Source organism: Sediminicola luteus, assembly GCF_002514735.1.
Classification (GTDB): domain Bacteria; phylum Bacteroidota; class Bacteroidia; order Flavobacteriales; family Flavobacteriaceae; genus HQA918.
Genome location: NZ_NBWU01000001.1, coordinates 539195 through 565033, shown reverse-complemented (window position 1 = coordinate 565033; position 25839 = coordinate 539195). Strand labels below are relative to the sequence as shown.

Here is a 25839-nt window from a genome sequence, read left to right as displayed (position 1 = left end):
TAACTACACCATTAAAAAAGTTTCGGTCTAGATTTATGGGACAACTCGATAATTTAGGAAAGTGGGGTGAAGCACGGGCCTTGGAGTTTTTACAAAATTTGGGGTACAGACTTCGTGTAAAAAACCAAAGATACCAACGTGAAGAAATCGATTTGATTATGGAGGATGAAGGTGTTTGGGTAGCCGTTGAGGTCAAGACCCGAACCGAGGCCATGGTGGCCGATTGGAACCAAATGGTTTCCCCGGCCAAAAGAAAGGCCATTATCCGGGTTATGGATGCTTACGTACTCGCCGCCGATGCCGATGTTGAGGTTCGTTTCGATATCGTTTTGGTGGTAAAGACCCAAAGCGGTTTTACCATAGAACATAGGGACGATGCCTTTAGTCCTTTTTAACGAAATCACCCTAGGATAGTTAAGTGGCTGATAAATTTGTTTTATTTGAAACAAGTTGTTAGATTTGACCTGTCAATTCTGGGGGTATTTAAAAGATGCTCCTGCTTTAGTTCACAACCGGCATGTCTTTCTAAGGTGGGGGAAGGTTTGCGCTACGCCAAACATCATGAAGACTATTTCTGCAGTCGTGGAACAGTACATCCGCAAAAAACCATTTTTACAATCGGCCTTGGCCCAAGGTATTATCAACCTCACTTCCTTATCGCGCATGGTAAAACCCGAGATTGAGGAAGAATTGGGTAAAGAGGTACGTAATGGGGCCATTGTTATGGCCTTGAAACGTTTGTCCGATGACCTCGAATTCCGGGCCACCCATCGAATCGTTAAGGTACTGAAGAATATTGGTGAGATTACCGTACGCAGTAATCTGGCCGATTTTACCTTTTTGATTTCCGAATCCATACTCGAAAACCAGAGCCTTTTGCTTAACGAAGTGAATAAAAACAAAGATGTTTTTTATACCTCTTCCCGTGGGGTAAACGAGCTTAATATTGTGGTAAGTAGTACCATGGAAGGTACGGTGCAAGAGTTGTTCCAAGGCGAACGCTGTACCCAAAAGGTAGACAATCTTTCGAGTATTACCGTAAAATTACCAGCCGAAAACGTCTCTGTTCCAGGGATATACTATTTCATTTTCCAACGCTTGGCGTGGGAGGGTATAGTTTTATACGAGGTAATATCTACTACTAATGAATTTACCATTTTGGTAAACGACGAACAGGTAGATATGGCCTTTAAGACCATTAAAGATTTAAAAACCCTGTAATCTTAAGGGTTTATACTTACTTTTTCGCATAAAAAGAAGCCGCTGTCCCATGCGGCTTTTATTTTGATTTCAATGCACAATACCTAGGTTAAAATGTGGTTAATTAGAGTAAGGCAAGGCCTATGCTTTCCTTGTTCCAAAATGTACCTATGCGAAAAATGAACCTTAACCTAGGTTGGCTAGTAGTGATTATTCCTTTGGGGCTACTAATTTTTGTAGTGTTTCCCGAAATCCAAGACAAATATGAAGATTATGCCAGCCGAAAGGCCACCCACGAAGCAAAGGTGGTGGTATTGGATTCTTTACTCAACTTGGCCCAACCCAGTACCCGAGACCTTAACGAAATACGTAAACTCGAAACCCAAGTCCGGGTTCACGGTATTGTGCTGACCAAAGAACGCTTCTTAGGGCTTAAACTGGGTGGTATGTTCGTTGTTTTTATTTTTATGTTCGGAGGTATGTTTCTGTCTGGTATATGGCTGAACCGTAAGAAGAACGCTGCCCAAAATCGGCAAATAACCTTCCATTACGAAGACCCTAGCTCCGATGCCATTGGCCAGGCAATATCATGGGTTGCCATTTCTAGTGGCGGTAGCAACTTTTTAAGTGAACGGCTCAAGAAAACAAGTAGGGGCTTTACCATCGTTTCCAGTTCTAAAATGAAGTTTATGGCTTGGGGATTTTTCTTGGTCGGACTCAATTGGTTTGTCTGGGGCTTGGTAGAATGGATGCAGACCAAAGGGGATATCGGTTTTATGGATATCGGGAAATTGTTCTTTACCTCTGGCGGGCCCTTTATGTTGGTCGGGCTGTTTTTGGTACTCGCCACTGGGGCCAAAGCTTACTTTTACATCAGAAAGCGGATCATGGTGGTGGATGCTAAAAAAAGATCTTTTCAAGAGGCCTATGCCCTTCAGGTATTACAAAAATTTGTGGCTGGGAATTCTTCTGGCGGATACTATTGTTACGAGCTCAATTTGGTTACGGATACCGGAGAACGTATTAATTTGCTCAATCATGGCGATAAAGACTATTTGCTGAGTGATATGGTCATGATTAGCCGGTTTTTAAAAGTACCGGTCTGGAATAGGGGTGTGGTCTAGGATAGAGTTCTTGGTTTAAGCCGCGGGTAAACAATGCTTTAGGTGATGTAATTCTTGCATTTCTCCTATATTTTCCCCAACTTAATAGGGAATAAATATTGGGAGGTATGGAAAATAGTTTGATGTTTCGTTATGGGGCCTTGATTGCCTTGGTGTTGATTCTGTATTTTTTGGCATTATCGGCGGTAGATCTGCATTTGGCCCCGGGTTTTAGTTTGTTCAATGGTATGATCTTGGGCGCGGGTATGTATTTTGGGATGCGACATTTTAAACGGGTCACTTTCCCGAATTTTACTTATACCAACGGATTTGCTGCCGGTTTGGGTATGGGAAGTACGGCCACCTTTTTATTCACTTTGTTTTTTTGGGTGTATGCCACTGAGATTAGTCCGACTTTTTTAGACGAGCTTTTGGCGTCTTATGTCGGTAGTCAAGAAATAGGCACCGGTATGGTAATTTTTACCGTAGGTATTATGGGGTTGAGTTCTACCCTAGTTCTGGCCCTGACCCTAATGCAAGGGTTTAAGGTGAGCAATAATTTGAGTGTTCCCAATTCTTAAAACAAATTTAGGTTTGTCGCCGGCTATGTGCCATTGAGCACTTGAAATAGGCCTTCTAGATCTTCGGGTTTGGCTTCGATTCGCTTTTTTGCATCCAATACGATAAAACTGGGGGTACCTTGAATGGCATAATCTTTTGCGGCCTCACTTTCCCATTTTCCGGGTGCCATGGCATGGGTAAATCCGGGTAGTTTTTGGATTTCTTCGGCCCACTTATTCTCCGGGTCTTCGAGGCCAACGGCCAAGAAAATGGTATTGGGGTACCCCGCTATTTTTTCCTGAAGTTTCGGCATCTCGACCAAACAATGCGAACAGCTACTACTCCAAAAGGCCAATACGTAACGTTCGGCCCCAGTAAGATCTCCCAGCCGGAAAGATTCATCCCCACTTCTCCAATATAACTCAGGGGCTTGGGCTCCGATCCGCAAACGCATTTTTTCTGAAATGGCCTTTTTGATATTATTAAAGCTCGTTTTGTCCGGGAGAGGTTCCAGATAGGTGTTGTAGATAAAATCACTGACCGAGTTCAAAGGTATTTTATCCATTTGTTTCCAGATATCGTAGAACAGTCTGGCTTTGAACCCGACATCAATGGTTTCGGGCAACTTGGCTTCGATATCGAGCAGGTTCTTTTGAATGGTCAACTCGGCCTCATTGCGGCTCATTCCGGTAAGGGGTGTAGCCATAAGGCTATAGGCTAGGGCTTTGTCGGTTAAAAAAGTAGAGGCCTGTAATTTGGTGTTTGAAAAATCTAATTGATGGAGTATATGGGCCTGTTTGGCCGCTTGGTATTCGCTATCGGTCAATTTGGCCTTGGGTAGGAACGGTTTGTTGAAATTTACGAAATCGTGGGCGTATTCGCCTTGGGTGTCTGCTTCAAACTCGGCCTGTAGACCGGCCATTGAATCGAAGAACGACTGTACTTCGGGGTCCAAGGTGGTGGCGCCTACTTCCAGTTTTTCATTCACCTTACTTTCTAAATTAAGTACAGCGCCAAGATAGCCGTAGAGGTTTTTGTTTTCTTCCGATTGTATGATCTGCAAACCTTCCTCAAAACTAAAATCGATTTCAACATCTTCCTTACCGGTATAGATTACATCGAAATAGAATTCATCTTGTGGTACGGCATAGACCACCCGGTAGGTACCAGCTATGCTAGCCTCGGGCATTTCGAAACTGAACTTACCATCTTTAACCTCGGTATCTATTAGGTACACCTGTTCGCTAGGGGCGATACGGTATAACAGCAGCCAATTGAATTGTTCGGCCGGGCTCAAGGTTCCGCTTAAAGTGCGTTGTCCCCAACCGAGGCATACACAAAGGAGGGCCAAAAGGCCAAGTGTTCTTTTCATAGGTTTAAATATAGGGTAAGCTACCGACTTAAACCTCGGTATTCGAACGGTTTTAACATGTGAAGAAGGGAGTAGGGTGCCCAAAATTACTTGGGCACCCCATAAAATCTATTCCACTAAGCCCGGTACGGCCACCATTTCATTGGTGTCTGCCGTATAGTCTACCGCATCGAAATGAAAACCGAACAGTTTAAAGAACTCGTCTTTATAACCTTGAAGATCGCCTATCTCGGCCAAGGTTTCGGTTTCGGCCTGTTCCCAAAGTTCAGCGATCTGGGATTGTACGTCTTCACGCATTTCCCAATCGTCTACCCGAATCCTTCCGGCCTCATCCAAGGCCAAACCATCGGGGTTGTACATACGATCGTAGAACAGGCGTTGCATTTGTTCTATACAACCTTCGTGTATACCCTTTTCCTTCATGATCTTGAACAAAAGGGAAATATAAAGCGGAATTACCGGTATGGCCGAACTGGCTTGGGTAACCAAGGCCTTGTTTACCGAAACATAGGCTTTTCCGTTTAGGCTTTCCATTTTTTGCATCAGTTTACCTGCGGTGGCCTCTAAATGGTCTTTGGCCCGGCCAATGGTACCTTTTCTATAAATAGGCTCGGTCAGGGCCGGGCCAATATACGAATAGGCCACGGTTTGGGCTCCTGGTGCCAATAGATCGGCTTCCATAAGGGCATCTATCCAAAGTTCCCAATCTTCGCCACCCATAACGGCCACGGTATTTTCGATATCGCCTTCCCCGCAAGGTTCTATTTTTATATCGGAGACCACCCCGGTATGGAAGTCAACGGTTTTGTTTTCATAAACGCCACCAATAGGTTTTAATACCGACTTATGGCGAACCCCGGTCTCGGGATGCACGCGCATAGGTGCAGCCAAGCTATATACTACCAAATCTACCTGGCCCAAATCTTCTTTAATGGTATTTAGGGTCTTTTCCTTGATTTCCTTCGAAAAGGCATCGCCATTAATGCTTTTGGCATAGAGTCCGGCAGCATGGGCCTCATTTTCAAAGGCGGCACTGTTGTACCAGCCGGGTGATGAGGTCTTACCTTCTTTGGGAGGTTTTTCAAAAAACACCCCTAAGGTGGCAGCACCGGTACCAAAGGCAGCGGTAATACGCGAAGCCAATCCAAATCCGGTAGAGGCACCGAGAACCAATACTTTTTTAGGCCCTTCGAAAGTACCTTTCGATGTAATATGGTCGATCTGCTCCTTTACATTGGTGGCACAACCATCGGGATGTGCGGTCAAACAAATAAATCCTCTGGTCCTAGGTTCAATGATCATAGTGTTGTTTGTTTTTGGGTTGGAGCCGGTACCAAGGGGGTTAAGGCTGCCAAGGCGGTTGAAATAGCTTTTATGTTATCGAAACTTAGCAATAGCCTAAGGCCGTTACGGGTTTCTTTTTCTTTCATTTTACAACGGTCCGGATGCGATTGCACGAACCGTAAAATATGGGTAAAGGTATCACTTTGGTAGAAATGTGACTCTTGGTCCGATACAAAATACCCGATCATACGTCCTTTTTTGAGTACCAACTTCTCTAAGCCCATGGCGTTGGCCAGCCATTTTAATCGAACCGAATCCAATAGGTCAAGGGCTTCTTGGGGTAGGCGTCCGAAGCGATCTTCGAGCTGTTTTTCAAAGGTTTCCAGTCCGGATTCATCCGAAATATTGTTCAGATCGGTGTACAGGCTTAACCTTTCGGTGATATTGTTGATGTAGGCATCGGGGAACAACAGTTCAAAATCGGTATCGAGTTGGGTTTCCTTTACAAAAGGTTTTGGCCCTTGTTCCTGATCTTCGTATAACTCTTTGAACTCATTTTCCTTAAGTTCCTCAATGGCCTCATTCAATATTTTTTGATAGGTTTCGAACCCGATTTCATTGATAAAACCACTTTGCTCGCCCCCTAAAAGATCGCCAGCACCACGGATCTCTAGGTCTTTCATGGCGATATTGAAGCCACTGCCCAATTCGGTAAACTGTTCCAGTGCCTGAATACGTTTACGGGCATCGGCGGTCATCATATCATAGGGTGGGGCAATAAAATAGCAGAAGGCCTTTTTGTTGCTACGCCCCACACGGCCCCGCATTTGGTGCAGGTCGCTCAGTCCGAAATTATTGGCATTGTTGATAAAGATGGTATTGGCATTGGTAATATCGAGTCCGCTTTCTACAATGGTAGTAGAGACCAGTACATCGAAATGCCCATCCATAAAGTTGAGCATCAGTTCTTCGAGTTTTTTACCCTCCATTTGGCCGTGACCCACCCCGATCTTGGCATCGGGTACCAAGCGTTGGATCATGCCCGCCACTTCTTTCAAGTTTTCGATACGGTTATGGATAAAGAAAACCTGTCCGCCCCGCTGTATTTCGTAGCTAACCGCATCGCGAATGATTTCTTCATTAAAACGTACCACCCTACTTTCAATGGGATACCGGTTTGGCGGCGGTGTTTTAATGACCGAAAGGTCGCGGGCGGCCATCAGGCTGAACTGTAAGGTACGTGGTATGGGGGTGGCAGTAAGGGTAAGCACATCTACATCAACCTTGATCGATTTGAGTTTGTCTTTTACGGCCACGCCGAATTTCTGCTCCTCGTCTACGATCAATAAGCCCAAGTCTTTGAAGGCTACGTTTTTATTTACTAGCTGATGGGTGCCGATTACGATATCGATTTTACCATTGGCCACCCCTTCCAATACCTGGCGTTTTTCCTTGGCCGTTCTAAAGCGGTTGAGATAATCGACGGTTACTGGCATTTCCTGTAAACGTTTCCGGAACGAGCGCGCATGTTGAAAGGCCAATACCGTAGTGGGTACCAAAATGGCGACCTGTTTTCCGTTATCTACGGCCTTAAAGGCGGCCCGTATGGCTACCTCGGTCTTACCGAAGCCCACATCGCCACAAATAAGACGATCCATGGGTAGGGGGCTCTCCATATCCTTCTTGACATCTGCCGTAGCCTTGCCTTGATCGGGAGTGTCTTCATAGATAAAAGAGGCCTCCAGTTCGTGCTGCAGGTAAGAGTCGGGTTGGTATTGATAGCCTTTTTTCAAACGGCGTTTGGCATAGACACTGATCAGGTCGAAAGCGATTTTCTTAACCCGTGATTTGGTCTTTTGCTTCAGTTTTTTCCAAGCCGCCGAGCCTAGTTTGAATATTTTTGGGGCTTTGCCGTCCTTGCCACTGTATTTAGAGATTTTATGCAGGGAGTGTATGCTCACATAGAGAATATCGCGGTCGCCATATACCAGTTTAATGGCCTCCTGCTTTTTACCCTCCACATCTATTTTTTGGAGTCCGCCGAATTTACCTATCCCATGGTCGATATGGGTTACATAATCGCCCACTTCCAGTTTGTTCAACTCTTTTAGGGTGATGGCCTGCTTTTTGGCGTAGCCATTTTTCAGATGGAATTTATGGTAACGTTCAAAAACCTGGTGATCGGTATAGCATACCATTTTCAGTTCGGGGGCCACAAAACCCTGATACAAGGGAAAGACCAAGGTTTGGTAATGAACCTCTTCTTCGATCTCGTCGAAAATATCGTGGAAACGTTGGGCCTGCTGGGGGGTGGCACAAAAAATATAGTTGGTGAACCCTTTACTGTGGTTGCCGTTCAGGTCTTCGATTAGCAGGTCGAATTTTTTATTGAAAGCCGGTTGGGGCGTGGTGAGGTAGCGGTATTCGCTTTGGGCCCATTGGGGTTTGGTACCAACCTCGGCCACAAAGAATTCTTGTAACTCGCCGGTCAGTTGTTGCCCGTCCAGGAAAAGGTCTCGAGGTTCGGCATGTTTAATATCGGTAGACAGTTTCACAAAAGCTTCTTGGGCCTTGGCGAAAAGTCCATCCATTCGACCTTGAACCACATCGATATCCTTAACGAAAACCCGACTATGTGCAGCGATATATTTCAAGAAGGATACGCGGGTCTCGGCCACCGCCTTGTCTTCTATATTCGGGATAATGGTCGTCTTTTTGACGGGTTGGTCCGAAAGTTGGCTTTCCACGTCAAAACTCCGAATACTATCTACCTCATCCCCAAAAAACTCGATACGGTATGGAGTGTCCGACGAAAAAGAGAACACATCCACAATACCACCTCGAACAGAGAATTCCCCGGGTTCGGTCACAAAATCGACCCGTTGAAAACGGTATTCGAAAAGTACCTCGTTCAAAAAGTCGAGCGAAAGGGTATCGCCCACTTTAAGTTTTAGGGTGTTTTTGTCGAGTTCTTTTCGGGTAACCACCTTTTCGAAAAGGGCATCGGGATAGGTAACGATCAAAGCAGGTTTTCGACGCGAATTGATACGATTCAAAACCTCGGAGCGCAGCAGCACATTGGCATTGTCGGTTTCCTCGATTTGATAGGGGCGTCTATAGCTGCCCGGGTAGAACAAAACTTGGTCATCGCCCAAAAGCTGTTCTAGGTCATTGAGGTAGTAGGCAGCTTCTTCCTTGTCGTTAAAAATAAGCACAAAAGGCTGTTCGCTATCTTCAAAAAGACGTGCGATAACAAACGATAGTGAAGAGCCGACAAGTCCTTTTAGGGCCAGTTTTTCCCCATCCGAACCTAATTTTTCGGTGAGTTTGGGCCAAAAGTTGTTTTCGGTAAAACGGTCTACGATAGATCGATGCACGGAAAGAGGATTTTTGCAAATATACAGGGCTTCACGCTATAATCGTGATTTTAATGCACTGAGAAACGATTCGCGATAATAAGCCGTGTAAATCGTGTTGGTTTTAACGAAATATCGACAGTGTCTAGACTTGCTTTACGTATGCTGTTGGCGTAAGGCCCGTACTTTTTTTAAAGGCCCTATTGAAGGTGGCCGTAGATTGATAGCCCAACTTATAGGCCATTTCTTGAAAGGTAAGTTCTTTGGCCCTATGTGCCGCCATAATCCTTTGGGCTTCCTCAATTCTCAATTGATTCAGGTAATCGTTAAAATTCCGATAACCTAGGCCCTGATTTATAGCTTTGCGCAACAGGTATTCCTTTTCTTGGAGCTGTTCTGCCAAGCGGCCAATGGTCATACTTTCCGTGCAATACAACTTATCCTGAACGAAACCGGTTTCTAGTTTATCTAAAATACGTTGTTGAATCCTATCGTTGGGACTAGCGGTTTCCTTGGTCAATTTAGCCTGGCCGGGGTACAAGGGAATATAATTGAGCTGGGGCCAAAAAAATAAAGAACAAAAGAACGGGGTGCCCAATAGGAGGGTGTTCGAGGCCCAGGAAGCGAGGTTAATAGGGTCTCCGGTAAAATACAGAAAGAGAGATATTATACCAAGTACGGAAGAATACACCACGGCAATGACCCTGTTTCTTCGTCTACTGTCAATTAAATCATCATGTTGGTTTTGTATACTTTCGTAAATGGCCAATAGCATAAATACTATTGAAATAAGGTAGGGCAAAATGTTGAGGTGTGGCGAGAGATCGTGCAACCGCTTATGGAAAGTGAATGCGAACCACTGCAAAATGGGTAGGGTATACCACCAAAGGTATTTGACTCGCCATTGAAAATCGTCACGGAACATACTTTTGGTAACCAGCCAAAAGGAAAAAGGTAAGGCCACGGAGAATAGGAACAGGGGTTGAAATACCCAAGATATTGCCCTTACTGGTGGGTAATACACCAAAATATACGCTATTAGGCAAAGAAAGAACTGTAACAAAATCCATTTTCTGGCACTCCGCGGTTCGGCATATCCAATAAGGATACTCCAAAACAATAAAGTGGCCAAGGCCAATATCCGTAACCCAAAATCTACATGGTCATACATTTACACAATCCGTTTTACGACAGGTATCAGTCGTATCAACTTACCTAAAAAGTAACAGATGAGCAAGGCGGGTACTAGAAAAAGCACGAATTTTTGAAAAGCCATCCCGGTGTAATTATGCAAAGCCAATGATAGTCCGGCCAAAACAAATCCATGGATTATGTAGATAATATAACTGTGTTGGGCCACGGACCTTAGCCAAGGCGGCTGTTCGTTGAACCGTGTTTTAAACCAACCCAATAAGCCGAGTATGGTAAAAAAGGCGAAAAGCTGTTCCCATACTACATAGAAAAAGGAGTAAGGTGTAAAGCCGCCCATATAGTCGGCGTGATCCTCTAGTTTTCCAGGAATTACAAAAAGTAAAGGAAAAACGATAAGGGCCAAGGCCGTAGCCATAATTAGGTTTTTGAAATAGGCTTTGCCAGACCAGGTGTCTAAGACTCCATGCTGTTGTACCCATATACCACTGAGATAACACAAGATATATTGGGGGAGGTGCGCCGGTTGAAACCCGAGTGGGCTTACCCATTCCCCCACAGGGAAATACATACGGACTACAAAAGTGATAAGGATTAGGGTCAGTAAACCGATTATGACGCGTATGGTTCGAGATTTGGGCTTCAGACGATTCAATAAACCGGAACCTAAGAAGGCATAGCAACAATCGAAAATGAGCAAGACGGCCACAAACCATAAGGGGCCGGTACCAAAACCTTTACCGGAAGCCCAATAACTACTGAAGCCTGCTAATATTTGGCCTGTTGAACTACCCAGCCAAAATTTAAGTAGGGGCTCCAATATAAAACTGTATACCAACAAGGGGATCCCCAAACGCTTTAAGCGATCCAAAAAGAACAATTGTTTTCCTTTCCGTGCCAAGGATTTTGGGGTAAAAAAGGCCGATAGAAAGAAAAAGAAGCCCATAAAATAGGCCTGGTTGGTAGCTATGAACAACCCTAAAATGATGCTTTCTACCAAACTAACCGAAGTGTCCTGGTAATAGGCATCGCCCGGTGCTCCGTTGGCGATGGCCCAATGGTGTGCGACGACCAAAACGGTTAATAAAACACGAAGGTTATCCAGGTAAAATATACGTTGTTTGCCCATAAGATTAATTCAATTTTTATAGGGCAAAGATTTAGTGAAACTGGGTTTTGGGGTGAATCAAAAATGTAAAAAACGCATCGATTTCGAACTTAACGTAAAAAAGTGGGTAATGGACGAACAATCTTAAGGGCCATTCCTTTAAATCTTGAAAGAAGGCCTATATTTGTGCACCGAATACTTAAAAAGAGAAACATGTCTATCGTAGATGCGTACAAACATGGGGAGCACAAGCGTAATGTGGCCCATTTTGCCGCCATAGCCACCTTAGCAAAGGCCGATGGGGTAATTACCGATAAGGAAAGCGAGATTTTAGATCGTTTTGCCCGAAAGCTTGGGGTTACGGCCCATGAATTCAAATCGATTATGGATTCTGATAAAAAATACCCGATTGATCCGGCCATTAGTGCCGAAAAGCGATTGGAGCGCATTTTTGATTTGTTCAAGATCGTATTTGCCGACCATAAATTCGATGAGAACGAGATTGGTTTGGTAAAACGTTACGCCCTAGGTCTGGGTTACAGTAAAGACAATGTAGATCAGGTGGTACATAAGGCCATTAAGATTTTTACCGGAATGATTGATTTTGAAGATTTTCAATATTTGATGGGGAAATAAACCCTCGCCTTGCGAATAATATACAGGACCCGAAGTCAGAGATTGGCTTCGGGTTTTTTGTTGCCCAGCACTTTTAGACCTGTCAGGTTTCCAAAACCTGACAGGTCTGGATTTGTGTCGTTAAGGTCTTCTTAATTAACGTTTTGTTGCTTCTTACTTGAAAAGGGGCGATTATTTTTGGGGAGAAGCTTAAACCGACATCATGCGCCAAATATTTTTCTTCTTCCTGTTTATACTGGTGATACCAATGTTTTCCCAAGAAACTATTTCAGGAAAGGTTTTGAATGACCAGAGCAAAGCTCCCTTGGCCTTCGTTAACCTCGGTGTTGCGGGTAAAGGAGTAGGCACCGTTTCCAGTGAAAAAGGAGTTTTCAAATTACGATTGAACGAAAATATCGTTCCTACTGATACTGTTGTCTTTTCCCATATTGGGTACGCAACCAAAAAGATTCCACTATCGGTATTAATTCAGGGAACGGCCGTTATAGTACTAGAACCGCTTCCTACGCAATTAAAAGGAGTGGTGGTCAAGTACAAAAAGCCCATAGCGAAAAAGTTAGGGCGTAAAGGCAAAGGACTAGGCTTGATGCATCAGAACTTCTACTCGTATTATGAAAAAGATATTGACGATCGTTTGAGTAAGGAAATGGGAGTAAGGATACCCGTAAAAAGGGATTGCCATGTAGAGGCCTTAAATTTTAATATTACATCCAATCAGTTTAAATCGGTTACGTTTCGTATGAATGTTTATGCCATAGAGGGAAAACGTCCTGGAAAACTGTTAAATACTAGAGATATCGTTTTTCAGATAAAAGATGGATTTTTGGGGTGGTACAAGGTGGATTTGTCTCCTTTTGATATTTTTTTGGAAAAGGAACAGAAAGAAGTGGCTGTAACCATCCAATGGCTGAAGAGCGAGAAACAAGATGAAAACAGCAAATATTTTGCAATATCCACAAAATTGGCAACCGCAAAGCACTTCTTCTATAGAGAGAAAACTATGGACGAGTGGGTAAGTAGAAAATCTAAGCCAAGCTTTTATATAGACGTCGTATATAGATGATGGTGTTTTCAATAAAAAGAATTTGCATTGAGGTCGTTCATCTCGAATCTCATAGCGAAGCGGTCTAGTATCTTACATCTGATTACTCAATTATACCACACCGCATAACCCTGCCGTCTTAGGCTCAACGCCAGGCTTTCTTCCAGACGCAGGGCTGCACTTCGCGTGGCAACGGGGGCGATATGGTTATATAAGCTGGGCCGTAGGTACATCCCGTAATTTTGGACCAAAGGCGAGGCCAAATTATGTCCCTTTTGGTTTCTATACCCTGTTTTATGTTGTTCAAAACGTGTTTTGGGTGGTTTACTGCTCATACCCACATACAAGCATTGCAGTACCCCATTGAATTGGGGGTTGGCCTTTCGGAATTTGGCACTTTCGGTAAATACCCGTTTAGAGAGTTCGATTACGTAGACTTGGTATTGAGTCTTGGGCATGCGCGTACGATATTAAGACGATTGGAATACCTAGAAGATAAATGAAGTCCCGGAAACGAACCCTAGTTTGTATAAGGGCTATTGCTCCGCTTCGGCGATAAACTCCTCTACTTTTTCAACCATTAAGCGGCTACCACAGAAAAAGGGCACTCTTTGGTGTAGTTCGGTGGGTTGAATATCGAGAATACGGTTATGGCCATCACTGGCTTTGCCTTGGGCCTGTTCGGCCAAAAAGGCCATAGGGTTACATTCGTAGAGTAGGCGCAACTTACCATTGTTGGCCTTGCTGCTCTTCGGATACATATAAATGCCCCCTTTGATCATATTCCGGTGGAAATCGGAGACCAACGATCCAATATAACGCGAGGTATAAGGGCGGTTACCTTCCTCCATTTGGCAATACTTGATGTAATCTTTTACCCCTTGGGGAAAATGGATGTAGTTCCCCTCGTTTACCGAATAGATTTTACCAGCTTTCGGGAAACGCATATCGGGGTGCGACAGGTAAAAGGTACCAATGGCCGGGTTTAGGGTAAATCCGTTTACGCCATGTCCGGTCGTATAGACCAACATGGTCGAGGTGCCATACACCACATAACCCGCGGCGACTTGGTTTTTTCCGGGTTGTAAAAAGTCTTCCATGGTTACAGGGGTACCTACCTTGGTTACCCGGCGATAGATAGAGAAAATAGTACCTACGGAAACATTGACATCGATATTCGAAGAACCATCGAGTGGATCGATTAATACCACGTATTTGTTCTGATGGTTCTCATCGCTGCTGTTAATACTGATATAGCTATCCTCTTCTTCCGAAGCGATTCCACAGACAATTTCACGTTTACGTAGGGTTTGGATAAACTTTTCATTGGCCAATACATCCAACTTTTGTTGGTCTTCGCCTTGTATATTGGTATCGCCAACGGCACCAAGTATATCGACCAATCCGGCTTTGTTTACCTCGTGGTTCACTACTTTTGCAGCTAATCGTATGGCATTGATGAGTTTCGAAAGTTCGCCTGTAGAATAGGCAAAGGAGTTCTGGTTTTCGATAATGAACTCCCCTAGGGTCTGATTTCGCTTCTCCATGTATCGTTTAGGTGTTTAAACGTCCACAAAGATCGTTTATTTTGTGAAACTACAACGTTTTCGGAGACGATAGTTTTTAAAGTAATATAACTTTGTGTTTTATTTGTAACAATTATGGAATTTCAAATTCGCAAGGCCGAAAAGGCCGATATGGTTAGGGTACGGGAATTGATCGTAGAATTGGCGGTCTTCGAAAAGGAGGACAATGCCGTTGAGGTCACCGTGGCCGATTTGGAGAACGACGGTTTCGGAGCCGAACCCAAATTCACTTGTTTCGTTGCCGAGGCAGCAGAGGGCGTTGTGGGTATCGCCTTGGTATATCCGCGCTACTCCACCTGGAAGGGACCTGTCATTCATTTAGAGGATCTAATCGTTACCCAATGCATGCGGGGTAAGGGTGTGGGCGATGCCCTGCTGACCCAAGTGGTGAAATATGGCCATGGTCTTGGGGTGAAGCGGATCAGTTGGGAGGTACTCGATTGGAACGAACCCGCCATAAAGTTTTACGAACAAAAAGGGGCAAATGTTATGCGTGACTGGGACGTTGTGCATTTAGATGCCCAAGGAATAGAAAGATTTTTACAGCATACATGAGAATATTCAAATTTGGTGGTGCCTCGGTAAAAGATGCCGACGCCGTAAGAAACCTAGCCAAAGTTTTGGGCTATACCGGTCATGAAAATACCATGTTGGTCGTGTCTGCCATGGGTAAGACCACCAATGCCATGGAGGCCGTAGTCAAAGCATATTTCGAAGATAGAAATGCCTTGAAAGGGGCTGTTCAGGTGGTTCGTGATTTTCACAAACCTATTATGGACGACTTGTTCGAATCGCAGCAGCATCCGGTGTATACTAAGATAAAAGAACTTTTTGCCGAGGTCGAAGGTTTTTTGGCCTGGAATAAATCGCCCAAATACAATTTTGTGTACGATCAGGTAGTGGGGTACGGCGAATTGATATCCACTACTATATTAAGTGCATTCTTAAACGAACATGGTATAGAGAACCATTGGGTAGATGTGCGCGAATTGATCAAGACCGACACCACCTATCGCGATGCCAAGGTCGATTGGCAAGCCACACAGGTTCGGATCAATGAAAAGGTCAATACCAAGGTGCTGAACATCACCCAAGGCTTTTTGGGTAGCGACGGCAATAACTTTACCACCACTCTAGGGCGTGAAGGTTCCGATTATACCGCGGCCATATTAGGGTACTGTCTCAATGCTACCGAGGTTACCATTTGGAAAGATGTTCCGGGGGTACTCAATGCCGATCCCCGCTATTTTGAAGACACCCAACTTTTGGAGAACATTTCGTACCGAGAGGCCATAGAGCTGGCTTTCTATGGGGCTTCGGTTATTCACCCGAAAACGTTACAGCCTTTGCAGCGCAAAGAGATCCCGTTACATGTAAAGTCTTTCGTAAATCCGGAAGGTGCCGGAACCAAGGTTTGTAAGTGCGATGGCATTCAGCCTTTGGTGCCTTGCTTTATCGTAAAGCGAGATCAAATTTTGATGAAGTTATCTTCTTTGGATTTCTCTTTTATCGTTGAGGACAACATAAGCGATTTGTTCAAATTGTTCCACGAACACCGAATGAAGGTCGAGTTGATACAAAATTCTGCTATTAGTTTTTCGGTTTGTTTAGAGAACAAGTTCGGAGGTTTTCCGGAATTGCTAGACAAACTCAAGGGTCGGTTTAAGGTGGTCTGTCATGAAGGGGTTAGCCTGTATACCATTCGCCATTTTAATACCCAAGCCCTTGAAAGTCTGCAAAATGGACATGAGGTGCTTTTAGAACAAAGATCAAAAGAGACCGTTCAGTTGGTAATCAAGTAAAAATTATTGGGTACGAAGGAGGAATCGTACAGTCCTTCTTTGAACTTTTTGGCTATATTTACCCGTACCAATTCTATGTGTATGGGTCTTGTAACCGCCAAGGAAATCGCGGCTGCCATAAAACTTGACAAGCTTGGGGTATTGGGTACTTTTTTAGGATGGATCCTGTTAAAAGTCACCCGCATCTCCAATATGAATTCTTTTTACGACAAGCATAAGGATCTCAGCGGGCCAGACTTTTTAAATAAAGTACTTACCGATTACGAAATCAGTTTTGAGATTCCGGAAGAAGACCTAAAACGCTTACCGAAGGAAGGCAGTTTTATTACCATTTCCAATCATCCCTTAGGAGGTATAGATGGGGTGTTGTTGCTAAAACTGATGTTGGAGCACCGCACCGATTACAAGATTATTGCCAATTTTTTATTGCAACGCATCAACCCACTGGCACCGTACATTATGCCGGTAAATCCGTTCGAGAACCATAAAGATGCCAAAAACAGCATCGCCGGGTTTAAGAGCGCCATGCGCCATTTGGCCGATGGTAAACCTTTGGGCATTTTTCCGGCGGGGGAGGTGTCTACCTTTAAAGAGGGTAAATTAATTGTTGACAAACCCTGGGAAGAAGCGGCCTTAAAACTCATTCGTAAGGCCAAGGTACCAGTAGTGCCCATTTATTTCCACGCAAAGAACAGTAGGCTTTTTTATCGCTTGTCTAAAATTGACGATGCCCTGCGCACGGCCAAGTTACCCTCTGAACTGATCAGCCAACGCAATAGGCCTATTAATGTACGTATTGGCCAACCCATTTCCGTAAAGGCGCAGGAAGAGCAAGAAACCCTGGAAGATTTCACCGAATTGCTGCGTAAAAAGACTTACATCTTATCGAATGTGTTCGAAAAAGAACGTTTGATCGATAAGGTGCCTCAGTCCTTAAAAATTCCGAAAGCCCCCAAAATGATCGCATCCGGTGTGGCCCAAGAATTATTGGAAAAAGATATTGCCGGTTTACGAAAGAAAGAATGCCGTTTGTTGGCCAGTAAAAACTACGAGGTGTTTTTGGCCCAGACCAAAGATATTCCGCATATCATTAAAGAGATAGGGGTACAACGCGAGGTAACCTTTAGGGCCATAGGTGAAGGCACCAACAAGGCCATAGATCTCGATGCCTTTGATCAATACTATCGTCATTTGTTTTTGTGGGACGATGTGAACAAATGTGTGGTGGGTGCCTACCGTATGGGCTTTGGGGCCGATATCTATAAAAAATACGGAATCGATGGTTTCTATCTGCAAGACCTGTTCCGTTTCGAGCCCGAGTTACACGAAATGATGCGCAAGTCCATAGAATTGGGCCGGGCCTATATATGTAAAGACTACCAGCAAAAACCCATGCCGCTCTTTTTGTTATGGAAAGGCATTGTGCATACCACCCTACGTTTTCCGGAGTATAAATACCTGATAGGGGGGGTGAGTATCAGTAACCAATTCTCGAACTTTTCCAAGAGTTTGATGATCGAGTTTATGAAATCCAATTTTTGGGATCCGTACGTGGCCCAATATGTACGGCCAAAAAAGGAATTCAAGGTAAAGTTGAAAGATGCCGATAAAGAATTCATTTTCGATGAGACCAAGGCCGATCTTAATAAATTCGATAAGCTTATTAATGAGGTAGAACCCGGAAACCTGCGTTTACCGGTATTGATCAAAAAATACATTAAGCAAAACGGAAAATTGGTGGCTTTTAATGTAGATCCCTTGTTCAATAATGCCATAGACGGACTTTTATATCTAAAGATCTCCGATCTTCCCGACAGTACGGTACGTCCGGTAATGGAAGAATTCCAAGCCGAGTTGGAGCGTAAATTCAATGAAGGCGATAAGTAGTTGGTTATGTGTATCTTCGTGTGACCAACACTTCTTTTTATGCGATTAGGTCTTGTGCTGTTCTTTGGGATTGGCTTTTTGTATGGTATCCAAGCCCAGACCTACACCGGTTTTATATACGATAACAATACCAAAGAACCCTTGCTAGGGGTTTCGGTATATTTTGATGGTACCACCTTGGGTACCATTACCGATGAAAAAGGTTATTTTCAAATAGCGGTCGATGGGGAGATCAATGCCCCGCTGATGGCTACTTTTATGGGGTATTCACCATTTACGATAGCTTCCGCTACCCGAGGCGGCATAACCCATATTTATTTAAAACCGACTCAGGTAAATCTAACCGAGGTGATTCTGGTACACGATGATTGGCAGGCTAAGAAGAAATGGAAGTATTTTCGAAGGGAGTTTTTGGGTAGGACCAAAGCAGGTAGGCAAAGTACCATTAAAAATCCGGAGGTTATACAACTGCGTTACGATAAAAATGACTCCATTTTATATGCGTATGCCGATGATCAGATTCATATACAGAATGACTATTTAGGCTATGACATCACCTATAATTTAGTAGAGTTCAGTGTAAAATTAGAGCCCCATCCGTATTTGTCCGATGATAATGAATTATATGGTACCCAGGTTAAATGGCGCGGTAGTTCGTTTTTTAAGGAAACCTTGGCCGATCGGGGTAGCATTAAAAAAAGAAGGGTAAAGGTATATAACAGCTCATTATCACGCTTTATGCGGGCGGCCAAAAATGGATCGCTAGAAGAAATCGGGTATCGCTTATTTTATGATTTAAAAGCCCCGGCAGTGGCACCTAGCGTTGTTTTTGGCGGGTATGGTATTGCGGATAATTCAAAACTATTGGCCAAACCGAAGACTTTTTATATTCAAGATTCAGAAGGCCATATTTCGCAATGGCAGAACAAAAAACCGGGGCAAAGCTTTCAGGTCGATTTTTATGGGATCCACACCCCTTGGGATCAGATTACATTTTACGGGCAATTTGGTGAAACACGTATAGGAGATATGTTGCCCTTGAGTTATTTTCCTTGGAAATCGAATGGCAGGTTAAAATAAGACAGCAACTCTTGTAATAAAATTGATTTTGAGGGGGAGTTAAGTAGATGCAAATCATTATATTAGTCATAACCAACTCATTCAATTATGCGTCCTTTGTTTTTCCTATTTTGTTTATTGTGCTTTGTTAGCATTCAGGCCCAATCCTATTCTGGTTATGTTTTTGATGAAATAACCAAAGACACAATTATAGGGGCATCTGTTTATTTCGATGGCACCTCAATTGGCACTACGACCGATGAAAATGGCTTTTTTCAAATAGAGTCCAAAGAGAAGATCAACACACCGCTTTTAGTTTCCTATGTAGGTTATACCACCTTCAAAGTAGATGATTCGGCCTTGGGTGGTATAACCCATATATACTTGAAGGAAGATCAATTAAATCTAAACGAGGTTGTCGTTTTTGATGATACTTGGAGTCGGGAGCGAAAAATGAAGCATTTTAAAAAGGAGTTTTTAGGTCAGGGGAAAGGAGGGCGTAAAAGTCGGATAAAAAACGAGTATGCGATAAAACTTCGATTTAATCGAAGCGATTCTACATTGGTCGCCTTTTCTAATGAACCCATTTTGGTCGAAAATCAGTACTTGGGCTATTTGGTTAGTTTTCGCATAAAGGAATTTCGAATCCAATTTAAGTTTGACTATAAGGCGGCAGAAGGCTTGCGAGCTTCTCAAGTATATCTGAATGGCAACTCCTTCTTTACCGAATTACCTAACATTACCCCTAAAAAAAATCGGGCCAGAAAGAGAAGCTATCTCAATTCTTTGCCAAGGATTATGAGGTCTATCCGAAATGGAACCACGCACGAATTGGGGTATACGTTCTATGGAAAAACTGGCTTGGTACCCCCTGGGCGATTTATAATCAAGGAGGAGGTAGCAGGTAAAACTTTGTATAGTTTTAAGGAATTGCAATTCTATATAAGGGATATTTTTGGCGATAACTCCCTGGTAACCGTGAAAGATAGATCTGCCCGTTTTGAAATTGATGCTTATGGTAACCATAGCCCTTGGGATAAAATCGTTTTTGCGGATAAATTTGGACTTAGGCGGGTAGGTGATATGTTGCCTTTGGACTATTATCCTTTCGGGTCCATAAGTGGTAAAGATGATTATTTGCCCTAATCATTTTTAGTGAATCGCCACGCTGCTCCATATAAAGCGTGTTTCTCTTCCGGCCTAATCCATAATTACTTCGTGGGCCGTACAGACCAATCTGGCAAAGATATGGTGCGAAACATGCCATTGGTTCCAACTAGGGGTTTGGGTCTCAAAAGAGGCCATATCCGTGTCTAACCCAGCTTGGTATATACGGACTACTTGGGGCCAATGCAATTCTTTGAGGGGTAGAACCGTTCGTTTTTTCATTGTAATATTGCGATGGTGTAAAGGCAAAAAAACCGGGCTTTGGGCCCGGTTGGTCTTTTTGATCTTTTACTTGGTTTAGAACCAAGGTTTTTTACCAGCTTGGTAGGTGTTGTAGAACTCCTCATCGGATTTGGTAAGGTAGATGATACCTTCTACGATTCCAATTACATAAGGTATCCAAACTAGAAGGAAACCGATTGCCAAGCAAGTTGTGGCATAGGCTAAAATCGTTGCACCTAGCAAAATAAAACCTTCTTTTTGGTATCCAAGAATAAATTTATGAACACCCAGGGAGCCTAGGAAAATCGCTAAAATTCCAGCCAGGATCTTTTTGTTATCACCACTGTTGGTAGCCTCTTTTAGGTTATCGGTAAACTCTTTAGCGGTTTCTTTGGCGCCTTCGGCAAATTCCTTGGCTTCTTCTTTGGCCTCTTGGGCAAATTCTTTGGCCTTGTCGGCAGCTTCTTGTGCGGCTTCTTTGGCCTTATCGCCTAAATCTTTTTTTTCTTCGTCTGACATCTTGATTGGTTTTTATTCGGTTTAAATGAATTTTTTATGTTGAACAGTTAAAAATAACAATAAATTTCGGTTCACAATAGGGCACTGTCCACAGGTTCCCATAACTCCAGTTTATGGCCATCGGGATCAAGGATCCAGCCAAATTTTCCGTAGTCATAGGTTTCCATTTCACCCACAACGGTAACCCCTTCTTTTTCCAAAACTTTTAAGAGGTTTTCTAAATCATGTACCCTATAATTGATCATAAACCCTTTGGGGCTGGGGGCAAAATATTCGGAGTCTTGTGTAAAAGGACTCCATTGGGTTAGGCAGTCCTTTCCGTTTTCGTCTTTCCAGGTAAAGGTGCAGCCATAGTCATTGGTGTCCAGTCCCAAATGTTTTTTGTACCAAGATTTGGTGGCGTTGGGGTCTTTGGTCTTAAAGAATATGCCGCCTATGCCGGTAACACGTTTTTCCATAGTGTATTGATTAACGCTTCAAGATAATCAAAACCCGGGAAATGATGGGTTTCTATGTGCGAACGGAGGCTAAGACTGTATTTGTGGTTAGCTTAACTTAAAATGGAGGGCTACCTTGGCTACTATAGTCTGGGCCAATTTTACTTTACTTTCAATGGTCCAGCCGGCCACATGTGGATTTAGTAGTACATTGGGTGCCTGAATCAAATATTGGAAGGCGGCCGGCATTTGATCATTTTCAAAGAGATGCTCAAACGAGGTTTTCTCATATTCCAACACATCGAGCCCTGCCCCTAAAACCTGCCCCGATTTTAAGGCCGTTACCAAGTCTGCGGTTACCACACTTTTACCCCTGGCCGTATTCAAAAACCAAAAGGGCTTACGAAAGCCAGAAATGAAATCGGCATTGATCATTCCGAGGGTCAGAGGGGTCTGGGGGGTATGTAAACTGAGTACATCTATTTTTTCCTGAAACTCCGAAAGGGAGACTTGCTTGGCCATTTCATCGCCAACGCCATCCAAAATATCGTAACAGAGTACATCAACATCAAAACCCTGTAGTTTTTTGGCAAAGGCCTTGCCCATATTACCATAGCCGATAATGCCCACGGTTTTGCCATCGAGCTCTAAGCCACGGTTGCCTTCGCGTTCCCAAATCCCTTGGCGGACTTCTTGGTCGGCGGTATGTAGTTTGTTGAACAAGGCTAAAAGCATACCCAAGGTATGTTCCCCAACGGCATTGCGGTTTCCCTCTGGGGCCGAGGCTAGAAAAACACCTTTTTCGGCCGCATATGCGGTATCTATATTCTCGAGTCCGGCCCCAACACGACCTATAAATCTAAGGTTTTTGGCCCGGTCTAAGAATTCACGGTCCAAGCGAAGCCGACTGCGGATAATTATTCCTTCGTAGGCGGCTATTTTATTCAAGATGGCTTCCCGGTTTCCGGTATAATCGGCTTCGTTGGAACAACCCAATTGGGCCAAGCCCTCCCAAAGGCACTCATGATTGGTATCTAAATGAAGTACGCGCATAGATCAGATCTCAGGATAATCGGTTACGGTTTTCTCGTGTTGTACTTCCCCGGTATGGGCAATACCCATTTTTTCGAAAAGCATGACCTCTACAACTTCATCATTTTGGGTCATGGGGCAATGTTCCACCCCTTTGGGTACCACGATCAATTCGCCTTCGCGCACGACTTCGGTACGATCGCGGAACTGCATATACAGGGTACCTTTTAAAACTTGGAAGAGTTCGTCTTCTTCGGCATGGCTATGCCAAACGAATTCGCCCTGCAGTTTGGCCAATAACACTTGCATGTCGTTGACTTTAGCAATACGGTGGGGATGCCAGGTTTTGGTAAACCCGGCATGTTTATCGAGAAGGGAAATCGGAGTCATGACCAAGGGGATTTATAAGGTGTCTTATTCTTTGTATACTAAGATTATGCCTTTAAAAATGTAAGATCAGTTTAGCAATATAAAAGAAAAGGAAAATACCGAAAATGTCGTTGCTGGTGGTAATGAACGGCCCGGTGGCGATAGCGGGATCTATACCTCTTTTATCTAGTACAATGGGAACGAAGGTGCCGATCAAGGCCGCTACGATGATCACACAGATCAAGGCTACGGCAACCGTGAGGCTAAAACTGATGTCGTAGTTCATGATATACCCAAAAGCCAATACCAATACGGCCAAGGCCAAGCCGTTGATCAGACTAAGGCCTACCTCTTTCAATAAGCGGTTCCAGAGGCTACCTTTTACGATGTCGTTGGCCAGACCTTGTACGATAATGGCCGAAGACTGTACCCCAACGTTTCCGGCCATAGCCGCAATTAAGGGGGTAAAGAAGAATAGATCCTGCAATTCGGGATTACTCATAAACTCTTCGTAATCCTGCATAATGAATACGGCCCCCAAGCCCCCGAATAGGCCTAAGATCAACCAGGGCAATCGGGCCCGGGTGAGTTCCAAAATGCTGTCATCGGCCTCTACGTCTTGCGAGATACCTGCCGCCAACTGATAATCTTTTTCGGCTTCTTCCTTAATTACGTCTACGATATCGTCAATGGTAATGCGGCCTACCAGACGGCCCATCTCATCAACTACGGGTATGGCCTCCAAGTCATACTTAGACATTACTTTGGCCACTTCCTCATCTTTGGTGTTCACATCTACATAGTCTACGTTGGAGATATAGACGTCTTTGATATGGGTTTTGGTAGAGGTGGTCAATAGGTCTTTTAGGGATAAGCGCCCTTTAAGCCTGCCTTCGTCGTCAACCACATAGATGCTGTGTACCCGGGTAACGTTTTCAGCTTGGGCCCGCATTTCCTTGACACAGGTAAGCACGTTCCAATTCTCGTTTACCTGCACCAACTCTTTGGCCATAAGTCCACCCGCGGTGTCTTCATCGTAACGGAGCAGTTCTATGATATCTTTGGCGTGCTCCTTATCTTCAATATGCGAGATTACCTTTTTGGCCCGTTCCGGTGGCAGTTCGGCCACGATATCGGCAGCATCATCCGTATCGAGTTCCTCGAGCTCATCGGCGATTTCTTTGACCGATAGCCTTTTTAAAATGGCTTCCCTTAGATCGTCGTCGAGTTCGGTAAGTACATCGGAGGTTTTATCGCTATCGAGTAATTTGATTAGGTAAGTGGCCTGTTTAATATGGTCGATACCATTAACGATCTCGGCCACATCGGCATAGTGCACATCTTCGAGCATAGCCTGTAACTGCCCGTCCTGACGCGCTACGATGAGCGTCTGGATCTCACTGATGAGTTCTTTGCTGAGTTTAAACGGTACCATCTTCTATCTTCTTGACCAAGGCGATGAATTCCGGAACGGATATCTGTTCCGGACGCCGGTCAAAGATAGTATCTTCTGTGAGACTTTTAGGGAGGCCCAAGGTTTTTAAACTGTTACGAAGCGTCTTTCTACGTTGGTTAAAGGCCAGCTTTACCACTTGGGTAAATCGCTTGGGGTCACAACCGATGTCCAGATTGTCGCGCCTTTTTAAACGTAATACCCCAGAATCTACCTTCGGTGGGGGCGAAAATACGCTAGGTAGTACGGTAAACAGGTATTCGGCCTCGTAATAGGCTTGGGTCAATACCGAGAGTATGCCATAGGTTTTATTGCCATGCGGAGCACATATACGTTGCGCCACCTCTTTTTGGAACATGCCTGTAAACTCGGGCACCTGTTCTTTATAATCGAGCATTTTAAACACGATCTGGGTAGAGATGTTATAAGGGAAATTCCCGGTTATGGCAAAAGGTTCTTGCCCAAAATGGGTACGGAGGTCTTCCTTAAGGAAATCGGCTTCCAAAACTTGGAAACTACTTTTGGGGTGAAAATCCTTGCCTTTTTCCAGAACAAAGAACTGTTTAAGGTAAGCGATGGATTCGGTGTCAAGATCTAATGCCAGCAAGTCTATCTCTTGTTCGAGAAGATATTTGGTAAGTACCCCGGTACCAGGGCCGATTTCCAACACCTTGCGATACCCATCGAGGCTTAGCGTGTCGGCAATACGTTTGGCGATACCTTCATCTTTCAGAAAATGCTGGCCCAAATGCTTTTTGGCCTTCACAGGGTCTTTTTCGAAGGTGCGGTCACCCGTAGGCTTCTTTTTAAAGGATTTGTGTTTTTTCTTATATCCCATGGCTCGAACATCGAGGGTAAAACTATGGGGCACTTTAGGAATAGCTGAAAACTTCGTGTTTCCAACTTCGTCCTGCGACCCTTGTTAAACTTGACCTATTGCTCGTCTATGATTTCGAGCTCGGTACGAAAGGCCACGAACTTATCGGCGAAAAGCTTTAGCCCCTCTTGCCGTAACCTTGGTGCATCTTCTACATAGTACCGCTCTAAGGTGGCTTTGTTTTTGGTGCGGTATTGAACGGAATAAGTGGTACCACCCATATCTTCCTCTACCAATACCTTACACATTTTGGCTTCGGAAAATTTGCCCGTACCCAACATATCGGGTATATGGGTCTTACGCATCCAGTCTAGCCACTGGTCGTGTACGCTGTCGTCTATGTTAATGGTAACGTTGTATATGTACATATTTGTCAAAAGTCAAAAGTTGCAAAAAGCCGGGCTATTAAGAACCTGTTTAAGTTTTATCCTTCAGTTTTGTTATGGCTCTTTTATCACCACTTTTTGTTATGAAAATACTCATTTGGCGCTGCCAAACTCCGTTTTTCACGCCTCAATTGGCAATAAAATGGCCTATAACAAATTCTCAAAACAAAATTTAAATAGGCTCTAAGAGCTTGGGCATAAATGGGTTTAGCGATCCATGCGGTTGGATGTA

26 protein-coding genes are annotated in these 25839 nt (G+C 44.1%); 11 read left to right on the top strand and 15 right to left on the bottom strand.

Annotated features, from left to right (window positions below; all coding sequences use genetic code 11):
- Positions 1 to 35: 35 nt before the first annotated feature.
- The 4 genes from B7P33_RS09180 (at position 36) to B7P33_RS09165 (ending at position 2884) form a co-directional block, all read left to right on the top strand.
- Positions 36 to 395 carry a YraN family protein gene (locus tag B7P33_RS09180; protein ID WP_097441673.1) on the top strand — a complete coding sequence of 120 codons (360 nt, stop codon included), beginning with the start codon at positions 36 to 38 and terminating at the stop codon, positions 393 to 395.
- Positions 396 to 561: 166 nt separating this feature from the next.
- Positions 562 to 1221, top strand: a complete 660-nt coding sequence (locus tag B7P33_RS09175) for an aspartate kinase (protein WP_097441672.1) — start codon at positions 562 to 564, stop codon at positions 1219 to 1221.
- A 149-nt stretch (positions 1222 to 1370) separates the two neighbouring features.
- Positions 1371 to 2324, top strand: a complete 954-nt coding sequence (locus tag B7P33_RS09170) for a hypothetical protein (RefSeq protein WP_141402430.1) — start codon at positions 1371 to 1373, stop codon at positions 2322 to 2324.
- 107 nt (positions 2325 to 2431) lie between these two features.
- A complete protein-coding gene (locus B7P33_RS09165; RefSeq protein WP_097441670.1) occupies positions 2432 to 2884 on the top strand; it encodes a DUF4199 domain-containing protein in 453 nt (150 codons plus the stop codon).
- A gap of 23 nt (positions 2885 to 2907) precedes the next feature.
- Here B7P33_RS09165 and B7P33_RS09160 read toward each other — a convergent pair whose 3' ends face one another.
- The 5 genes from B7P33_RS09160 to B7P33_RS09140 form a co-directional block, all read right to left on the bottom strand.
- A complete protein-coding gene (locus B7P33_RS09160) occupies positions 2908 to 4236 on the bottom strand; it encodes a TlpA family protein disulfide reductase (protein ID WP_097441669.1) in 1329 nt (442 codons plus the stop codon).
- A gap of 108 nt (positions 4237 to 4344) precedes the next feature.
- Positions 4345 to 5538, bottom strand: coding sequence for an enoyl-ACP reductase FabV (gene fabV, locus B7P33_RS09155; protein WP_097441668.1), 1194 nt, complete (start codon positions 5536 to 5538; stop codon positions 4345 to 4347).
- Positions 5535 to 8897 carry a transcription-repair coupling factor gene (gene mfd / locus B7P33_RS09150; protein WP_097441667.1) on the bottom strand — a complete coding sequence of 1121 codons (3363 nt, stop codon included), beginning with the start codon at positions 8895 to 8897 and terminating at the stop codon, positions 5535 to 5537. The genes fabV and mfd overlap by 4 nt, the downstream gene beginning before the upstream one ends.
- 124 nt (positions 8898 to 9021) lie before the next feature.
- Positions 9022 to 10047 carry a helix-turn-helix domain-containing protein gene (locus B7P33_RS09145; protein WP_097441666.1) on the bottom strand — a complete coding sequence of 342 codons (1026 nt, stop codon included), beginning with the start codon at positions 10045 to 10047 and terminating at the stop codon, positions 9022 to 9024.
- Complete coding sequence (locus B7P33_RS09140; RefSeq protein ID WP_097441665.1) at positions 10048 to 11154, bottom strand: acyltransferase family protein; 1107 nt, start codon at positions 11152 to 11154, stop codon at positions 10048 to 10050.
- A gap of 192 nt (positions 11155 to 11346) precedes the next feature.
- On the opposite strand from B7P33_RS09140, the gene B7P33_RS09135 reads away from it, so the two are divergent.
- Complete coding sequence (locus tag B7P33_RS09135; protein ID WP_097441664.1) at positions 11347 to 11769, top strand: tellurite resistance TerB family protein; 423 nt, start codon at positions 11347 to 11349, stop codon at positions 11767 to 11769.
- 202 nt (positions 11770 to 11971) lie between these two features.
- A complete protein-coding gene (locus tag B7P33_RS09130; protein WP_097441663.1) occupies positions 11972 to 12832 on the top strand; it encodes a carboxypeptidase-like regulatory domain-containing protein in 861 nt (286 codons plus the stop codon).
- An 86-nt stretch (positions 12833 to 12918) separates the two neighbouring features.
- On the opposite strand, the gene B7P33_RS09125 is transcribed toward B7P33_RS09130, so the two are convergent.
- Positions 12919 to 13269 (bottom strand): ribose-5-phosphate isomerase, encoded by a 351-nt coding sequence (locus B7P33_RS09125; protein ID WP_097441662.1) that lies wholly within the window; start codon positions 13267 to 13269, stop codon positions 12919 to 12921.
- 78 nt (positions 13270 to 13347) lie between these two features.
- Positions 13348 to 14358 (bottom strand): class 1 fructose-bisphosphatase, encoded by a 1011-nt coding sequence (gene fbp, locus B7P33_RS09120; protein ID WP_097441661.1) that lies wholly within the window; start codon positions 14356 to 14358, stop codon positions 13348 to 13350.
- Positions 14359 to 14472: 114 nt separating this feature from the next.
- Here fbp and B7P33_RS09115 point away from each other — a divergent pair, with 114 nt between their 5' ends.
- The 5 genes from B7P33_RS09115 to B7P33_RS09095 all read left to right on the top strand — a co-directional run bounded on the left by B7P33_RS09115 (position 14473) and on the right by B7P33_RS09095 (position 20291).
- Entirely contained in the window at positions 14473 to 14952 is a 480-nt protein-coding gene (locus B7P33_RS09115) for a GNAT family N-acetyltransferase (RefSeq protein WP_097441660.1), read from the top strand.
- The gene (locus B7P33_RS09110; RefSeq protein WP_097441659.1) at positions 14949 to 16199 is read left to right on the top strand and encodes an aspartate kinase; all 1251 of its coding nucleotides are present in this window, start codon (positions 14949 to 14951) and stop codon (positions 16197 to 16199) included. The genes B7P33_RS09115 and B7P33_RS09110 overlap by 4 nt, the downstream gene beginning before the upstream one ends.
- An 81-nt stretch (positions 16200 to 16280) precedes the next feature.
- Positions 16281 to 18086 (top strand): GNAT family N-acyltransferase, encoded by a 1806-nt coding sequence (locus B7P33_RS09105; RefSeq protein WP_097442293.1) that lies wholly within the window; start codon positions 16281 to 16283, stop codon positions 18084 to 18086.
- Between the two features lie 39 nt (positions 18087 to 18125).
- A complete protein-coding gene (locus B7P33_RS09100) occupies positions 18126 to 19166 on the top strand; it encodes a carboxypeptidase-like regulatory domain-containing protein (protein WP_097441658.1) in 1041 nt (346 codons plus the stop codon).
- An 87-nt stretch (positions 19167 to 19253) separates the two neighbouring features.
- Positions 19254 to 20291 (top strand): carboxypeptidase-like regulatory domain-containing protein, encoded by a 1038-nt coding sequence (locus B7P33_RS09095; protein WP_097441657.1) that lies wholly within the window; start codon positions 19254 to 19256, stop codon positions 20289 to 20291.
- 54 nt (positions 20292 to 20345) lie between these two features.
- Here the strand turns inward: B7P33_RS09095 and B7P33_RS09090 are convergent, their stop codons facing one another.
- The 8 genes from B7P33_RS09090 to B7P33_RS09055 all read right to left on the bottom strand — a co-directional run bounded on the left by B7P33_RS09090 (position 20346) and on the right by B7P33_RS09055 (position 25589).
- Positions 20346 to 20534 carry a hypothetical protein gene (locus B7P33_RS09090; RefSeq protein ID WP_097441656.1) on the bottom strand — a complete coding sequence of 63 codons (189 nt, stop codon included), beginning with the start codon at positions 20532 to 20534 and terminating at the stop codon, positions 20346 to 20348.
- 75 nt (positions 20535 to 20609) lie between these two features.
- Positions 20610 to 21053, bottom strand: coding sequence for a TM2 domain-containing protein (locus B7P33_RS09085; RefSeq protein WP_097441655.1), 444 nt, complete (start codon positions 21051 to 21053; stop codon positions 20610 to 20612).
- A 71-nt stretch (positions 21054 to 21124) separates the two neighbouring features.
- Entirely contained in the window at positions 21125 to 21511 is a 387-nt protein-coding gene (locus tag B7P33_RS09080; protein WP_097441654.1) for a VOC family protein, read from the bottom strand.
- An 87-nt stretch (positions 21512 to 21598) separates the two neighbouring features.
- The gene (locus B7P33_RS09075; protein WP_097441653.1) at positions 21599 to 22543 is read right to left on the bottom strand and encodes a 2-hydroxyacid dehydrogenase; all 945 of its coding nucleotides are present in this window, start codon (positions 22541 to 22543) and stop codon (positions 21599 to 21601) included.
- A 3-nt stretch (positions 22544 to 22546) separates the two neighbouring features.
- Positions 22547 to 22912, bottom strand: a complete 366-nt coding sequence (locus B7P33_RS09070) for a cupin domain-containing protein (RefSeq protein WP_097441652.1) — start codon at positions 22910 to 22912, stop codon at positions 22547 to 22549.
- A gap of 52 nt (positions 22913 to 22964) precedes the next feature.
- The gene (gene mgtE, locus B7P33_RS09065) at positions 22965 to 24326 is read right to left on the bottom strand and encodes a magnesium transporter (protein ID WP_097441651.1); all 1362 of its coding nucleotides are present in this window, start codon (positions 24324 to 24326) and stop codon (positions 22965 to 22967) included.
- Positions 24313 to 25182 carry a 16S rRNA (adenine(1518)-N(6)/adenine(1519)-N(6))-dimethyltransferase RsmA gene (rsmA, locus tag B7P33_RS09060; protein ID WP_097441650.1) on the bottom strand — a complete coding sequence of 290 codons (870 nt, stop codon included), beginning with the start codon at positions 25180 to 25182 and terminating at the stop codon, positions 24313 to 24315. Before rsmA ends, mgtE begins: the two co-directional genes overlap by 14 nt.
- 95 nt (positions 25183 to 25277) lie before the next feature.
- Positions 25278 to 25589, bottom strand: coding sequence for a DUF4286 family protein (locus B7P33_RS09055; RefSeq protein WP_097441649.1), 312 nt, complete (start codon positions 25587 to 25589; stop codon positions 25278 to 25280).
- Between the last annotated feature and the right edge of the window lie 250 nt (positions 25590 to 25839).

Excerpts from the sequence above, each read along its gene's own strand:
- B7P33_RS09170 (WP_141402430.1), top strand. The coding sequence starts at position 1,371 with ATGCGAAAAATGAACCTTAACCTAGGTTGGCTAGTAGTGATTATTCCT.
- fabV (WP_097441668.1), bottom strand. The coding sequence starts at position 5,538 with ATGATCATTGAACCTAGGACCAGAGGATTTATTTGTTTGACCGCACAT.
- B7P33_RS09100 (WP_097441658.1), top strand. The coding sequence starts at position 18,126 with ATGCGATTAGGTCTTGTGCTGTTCTTTGGGATTGGCTTTTTGTATGGT.
- B7P33_RS09165 (WP_097441670.1), top strand. The coding sequence starts at position 2,432 with ATGGAAAATAGTTTGATGTTTCGTTATGGGGCCTTGATTGCCTTGGTG.
- fbp (WP_097441661.1), bottom strand. The coding sequence starts at position 14,358 with ATGGAGAAGCGAAATCAGACCCTAGGGGAGTTCATTATCGAAAACCAG.
- B7P33_RS09140 (WP_097441665.1), bottom strand. The coding sequence starts at position 11,154 with ATGGGCAAACAACGTATATTTTACCTGGATAACCTTCGTGTTTTATTA.
- B7P33_RS09105 (WP_097442293.1), top strand. The coding sequence starts at position 16,281 with ATGGGTCTTGTAACCGCCAAGGAAATCGCGGCTGCCATAAAACTTGAC.
- B7P33_RS09095 (WP_097441657.1), top strand. The coding sequence starts at position 19,254 with ATGCGTCCTTTGTTTTTCCTATTTTGTTTATTGTGCTTTGTTAGCATT.
- B7P33_RS09090 (WP_097441656.1), bottom strand. The coding sequence starts at position 20,534 with ATGAAAAAACGAACGGTTCTACCCCTCAAAGAATTGCATTGGCCCCAA.
- B7P33_RS09160 (WP_097441669.1), bottom strand. The coding sequence starts at position 4,236 with ATGAAAAGAACACTTGGCCTTTTGGCCCTCCTTTGTGTATGCCTCGGT.
- B7P33_RS09055 (WP_097441649.1), bottom strand. The coding sequence starts at position 25,589 with ATGTACATATACAACGTTACCATTAACATAGACGACAGCGTACACGAC.
- B7P33_RS09125 (WP_097441662.1), bottom strand. The coding sequence starts at position 13,269 with ATGCCCAAGACTCAATACCAAGTCTACGTAATCGAACTCTCTAAACGG.
- B7P33_RS09110 (WP_097441659.1), top strand. The coding sequence starts at position 14,949 with ATGAGAATATTCAAATTTGGTGGTGCCTCGGTAAAAGATGCCGACGCC.
- B7P33_RS09175 (WP_097441672.1), top strand. The coding sequence starts at position 562 with ATGAAGACTATTTCTGCAGTCGTGGAACAGTACATCCGCAAAAAACCA.
- B7P33_RS09180 (WP_097441673.1), top strand. The coding sequence starts at position 36 with ATGGGACAACTCGATAATTTAGGAAAGTGGGGTGAAGCACGGGCCTTG.
- B7P33_RS09115 (WP_097441660.1), top strand. The coding sequence starts at position 14,473 with ATGGAATTTCAAATTCGCAAGGCCGAAAAGGCCGATATGGTTAGGGTA.
- B7P33_RS09130 (WP_097441663.1), top strand. The coding sequence starts at position 11,972 with ATGCGCCAAATATTTTTCTTCTTCCTGTTTATACTGGTGATACCAATG.
- B7P33_RS09080 (WP_097441654.1), bottom strand. The coding sequence starts at position 21,511 with ATGGAAAAACGTGTTACCGGCATAGGCGGCATATTCTTTAAGACCAAA.
- mgtE (WP_097441651.1), bottom strand. The coding sequence starts at position 24,326 with ATGGTACCGTTTAAACTCAGCAAAGAACTCATCAGTGAGATCCAGACG.
- rsmA (WP_097441650.1), bottom strand. The coding sequence starts at position 25,182 with ATGGGATATAAGAAAAAACACAAATCCTTTAAAAAGAAGCCTACGGGT.
- B7P33_RS09085 (WP_097441655.1), bottom strand. The coding sequence starts at position 21,053 with ATGTCAGACGAAGAAAAAAAAGATTTAGGCGATAAGGCCAAAGAAGCC.
- B7P33_RS09070 (WP_097441652.1), bottom strand. The coding sequence starts at position 22,912 with ATGACTCCGATTTCCCTTCTCGATAAACATGCCGGGTTTACCAAAACC.
- B7P33_RS09075 (WP_097441653.1), bottom strand. The coding sequence starts at position 22,543 with ATGCGCGTACTTCATTTAGATACCAATCATGAGTGCCTTTGGGAGGGC.
- B7P33_RS09135 (WP_097441664.1), top strand. The coding sequence starts at position 11,347 with ATGTCTATCGTAGATGCGTACAAACATGGGGAGCACAAGCGTAATGTG.
- B7P33_RS09145 (WP_097441666.1), bottom strand. The coding sequence starts at position 10,047 with ATGTATGACCATGTAGATTTTGGGTTACGGATATTGGCCTTGGCCACT.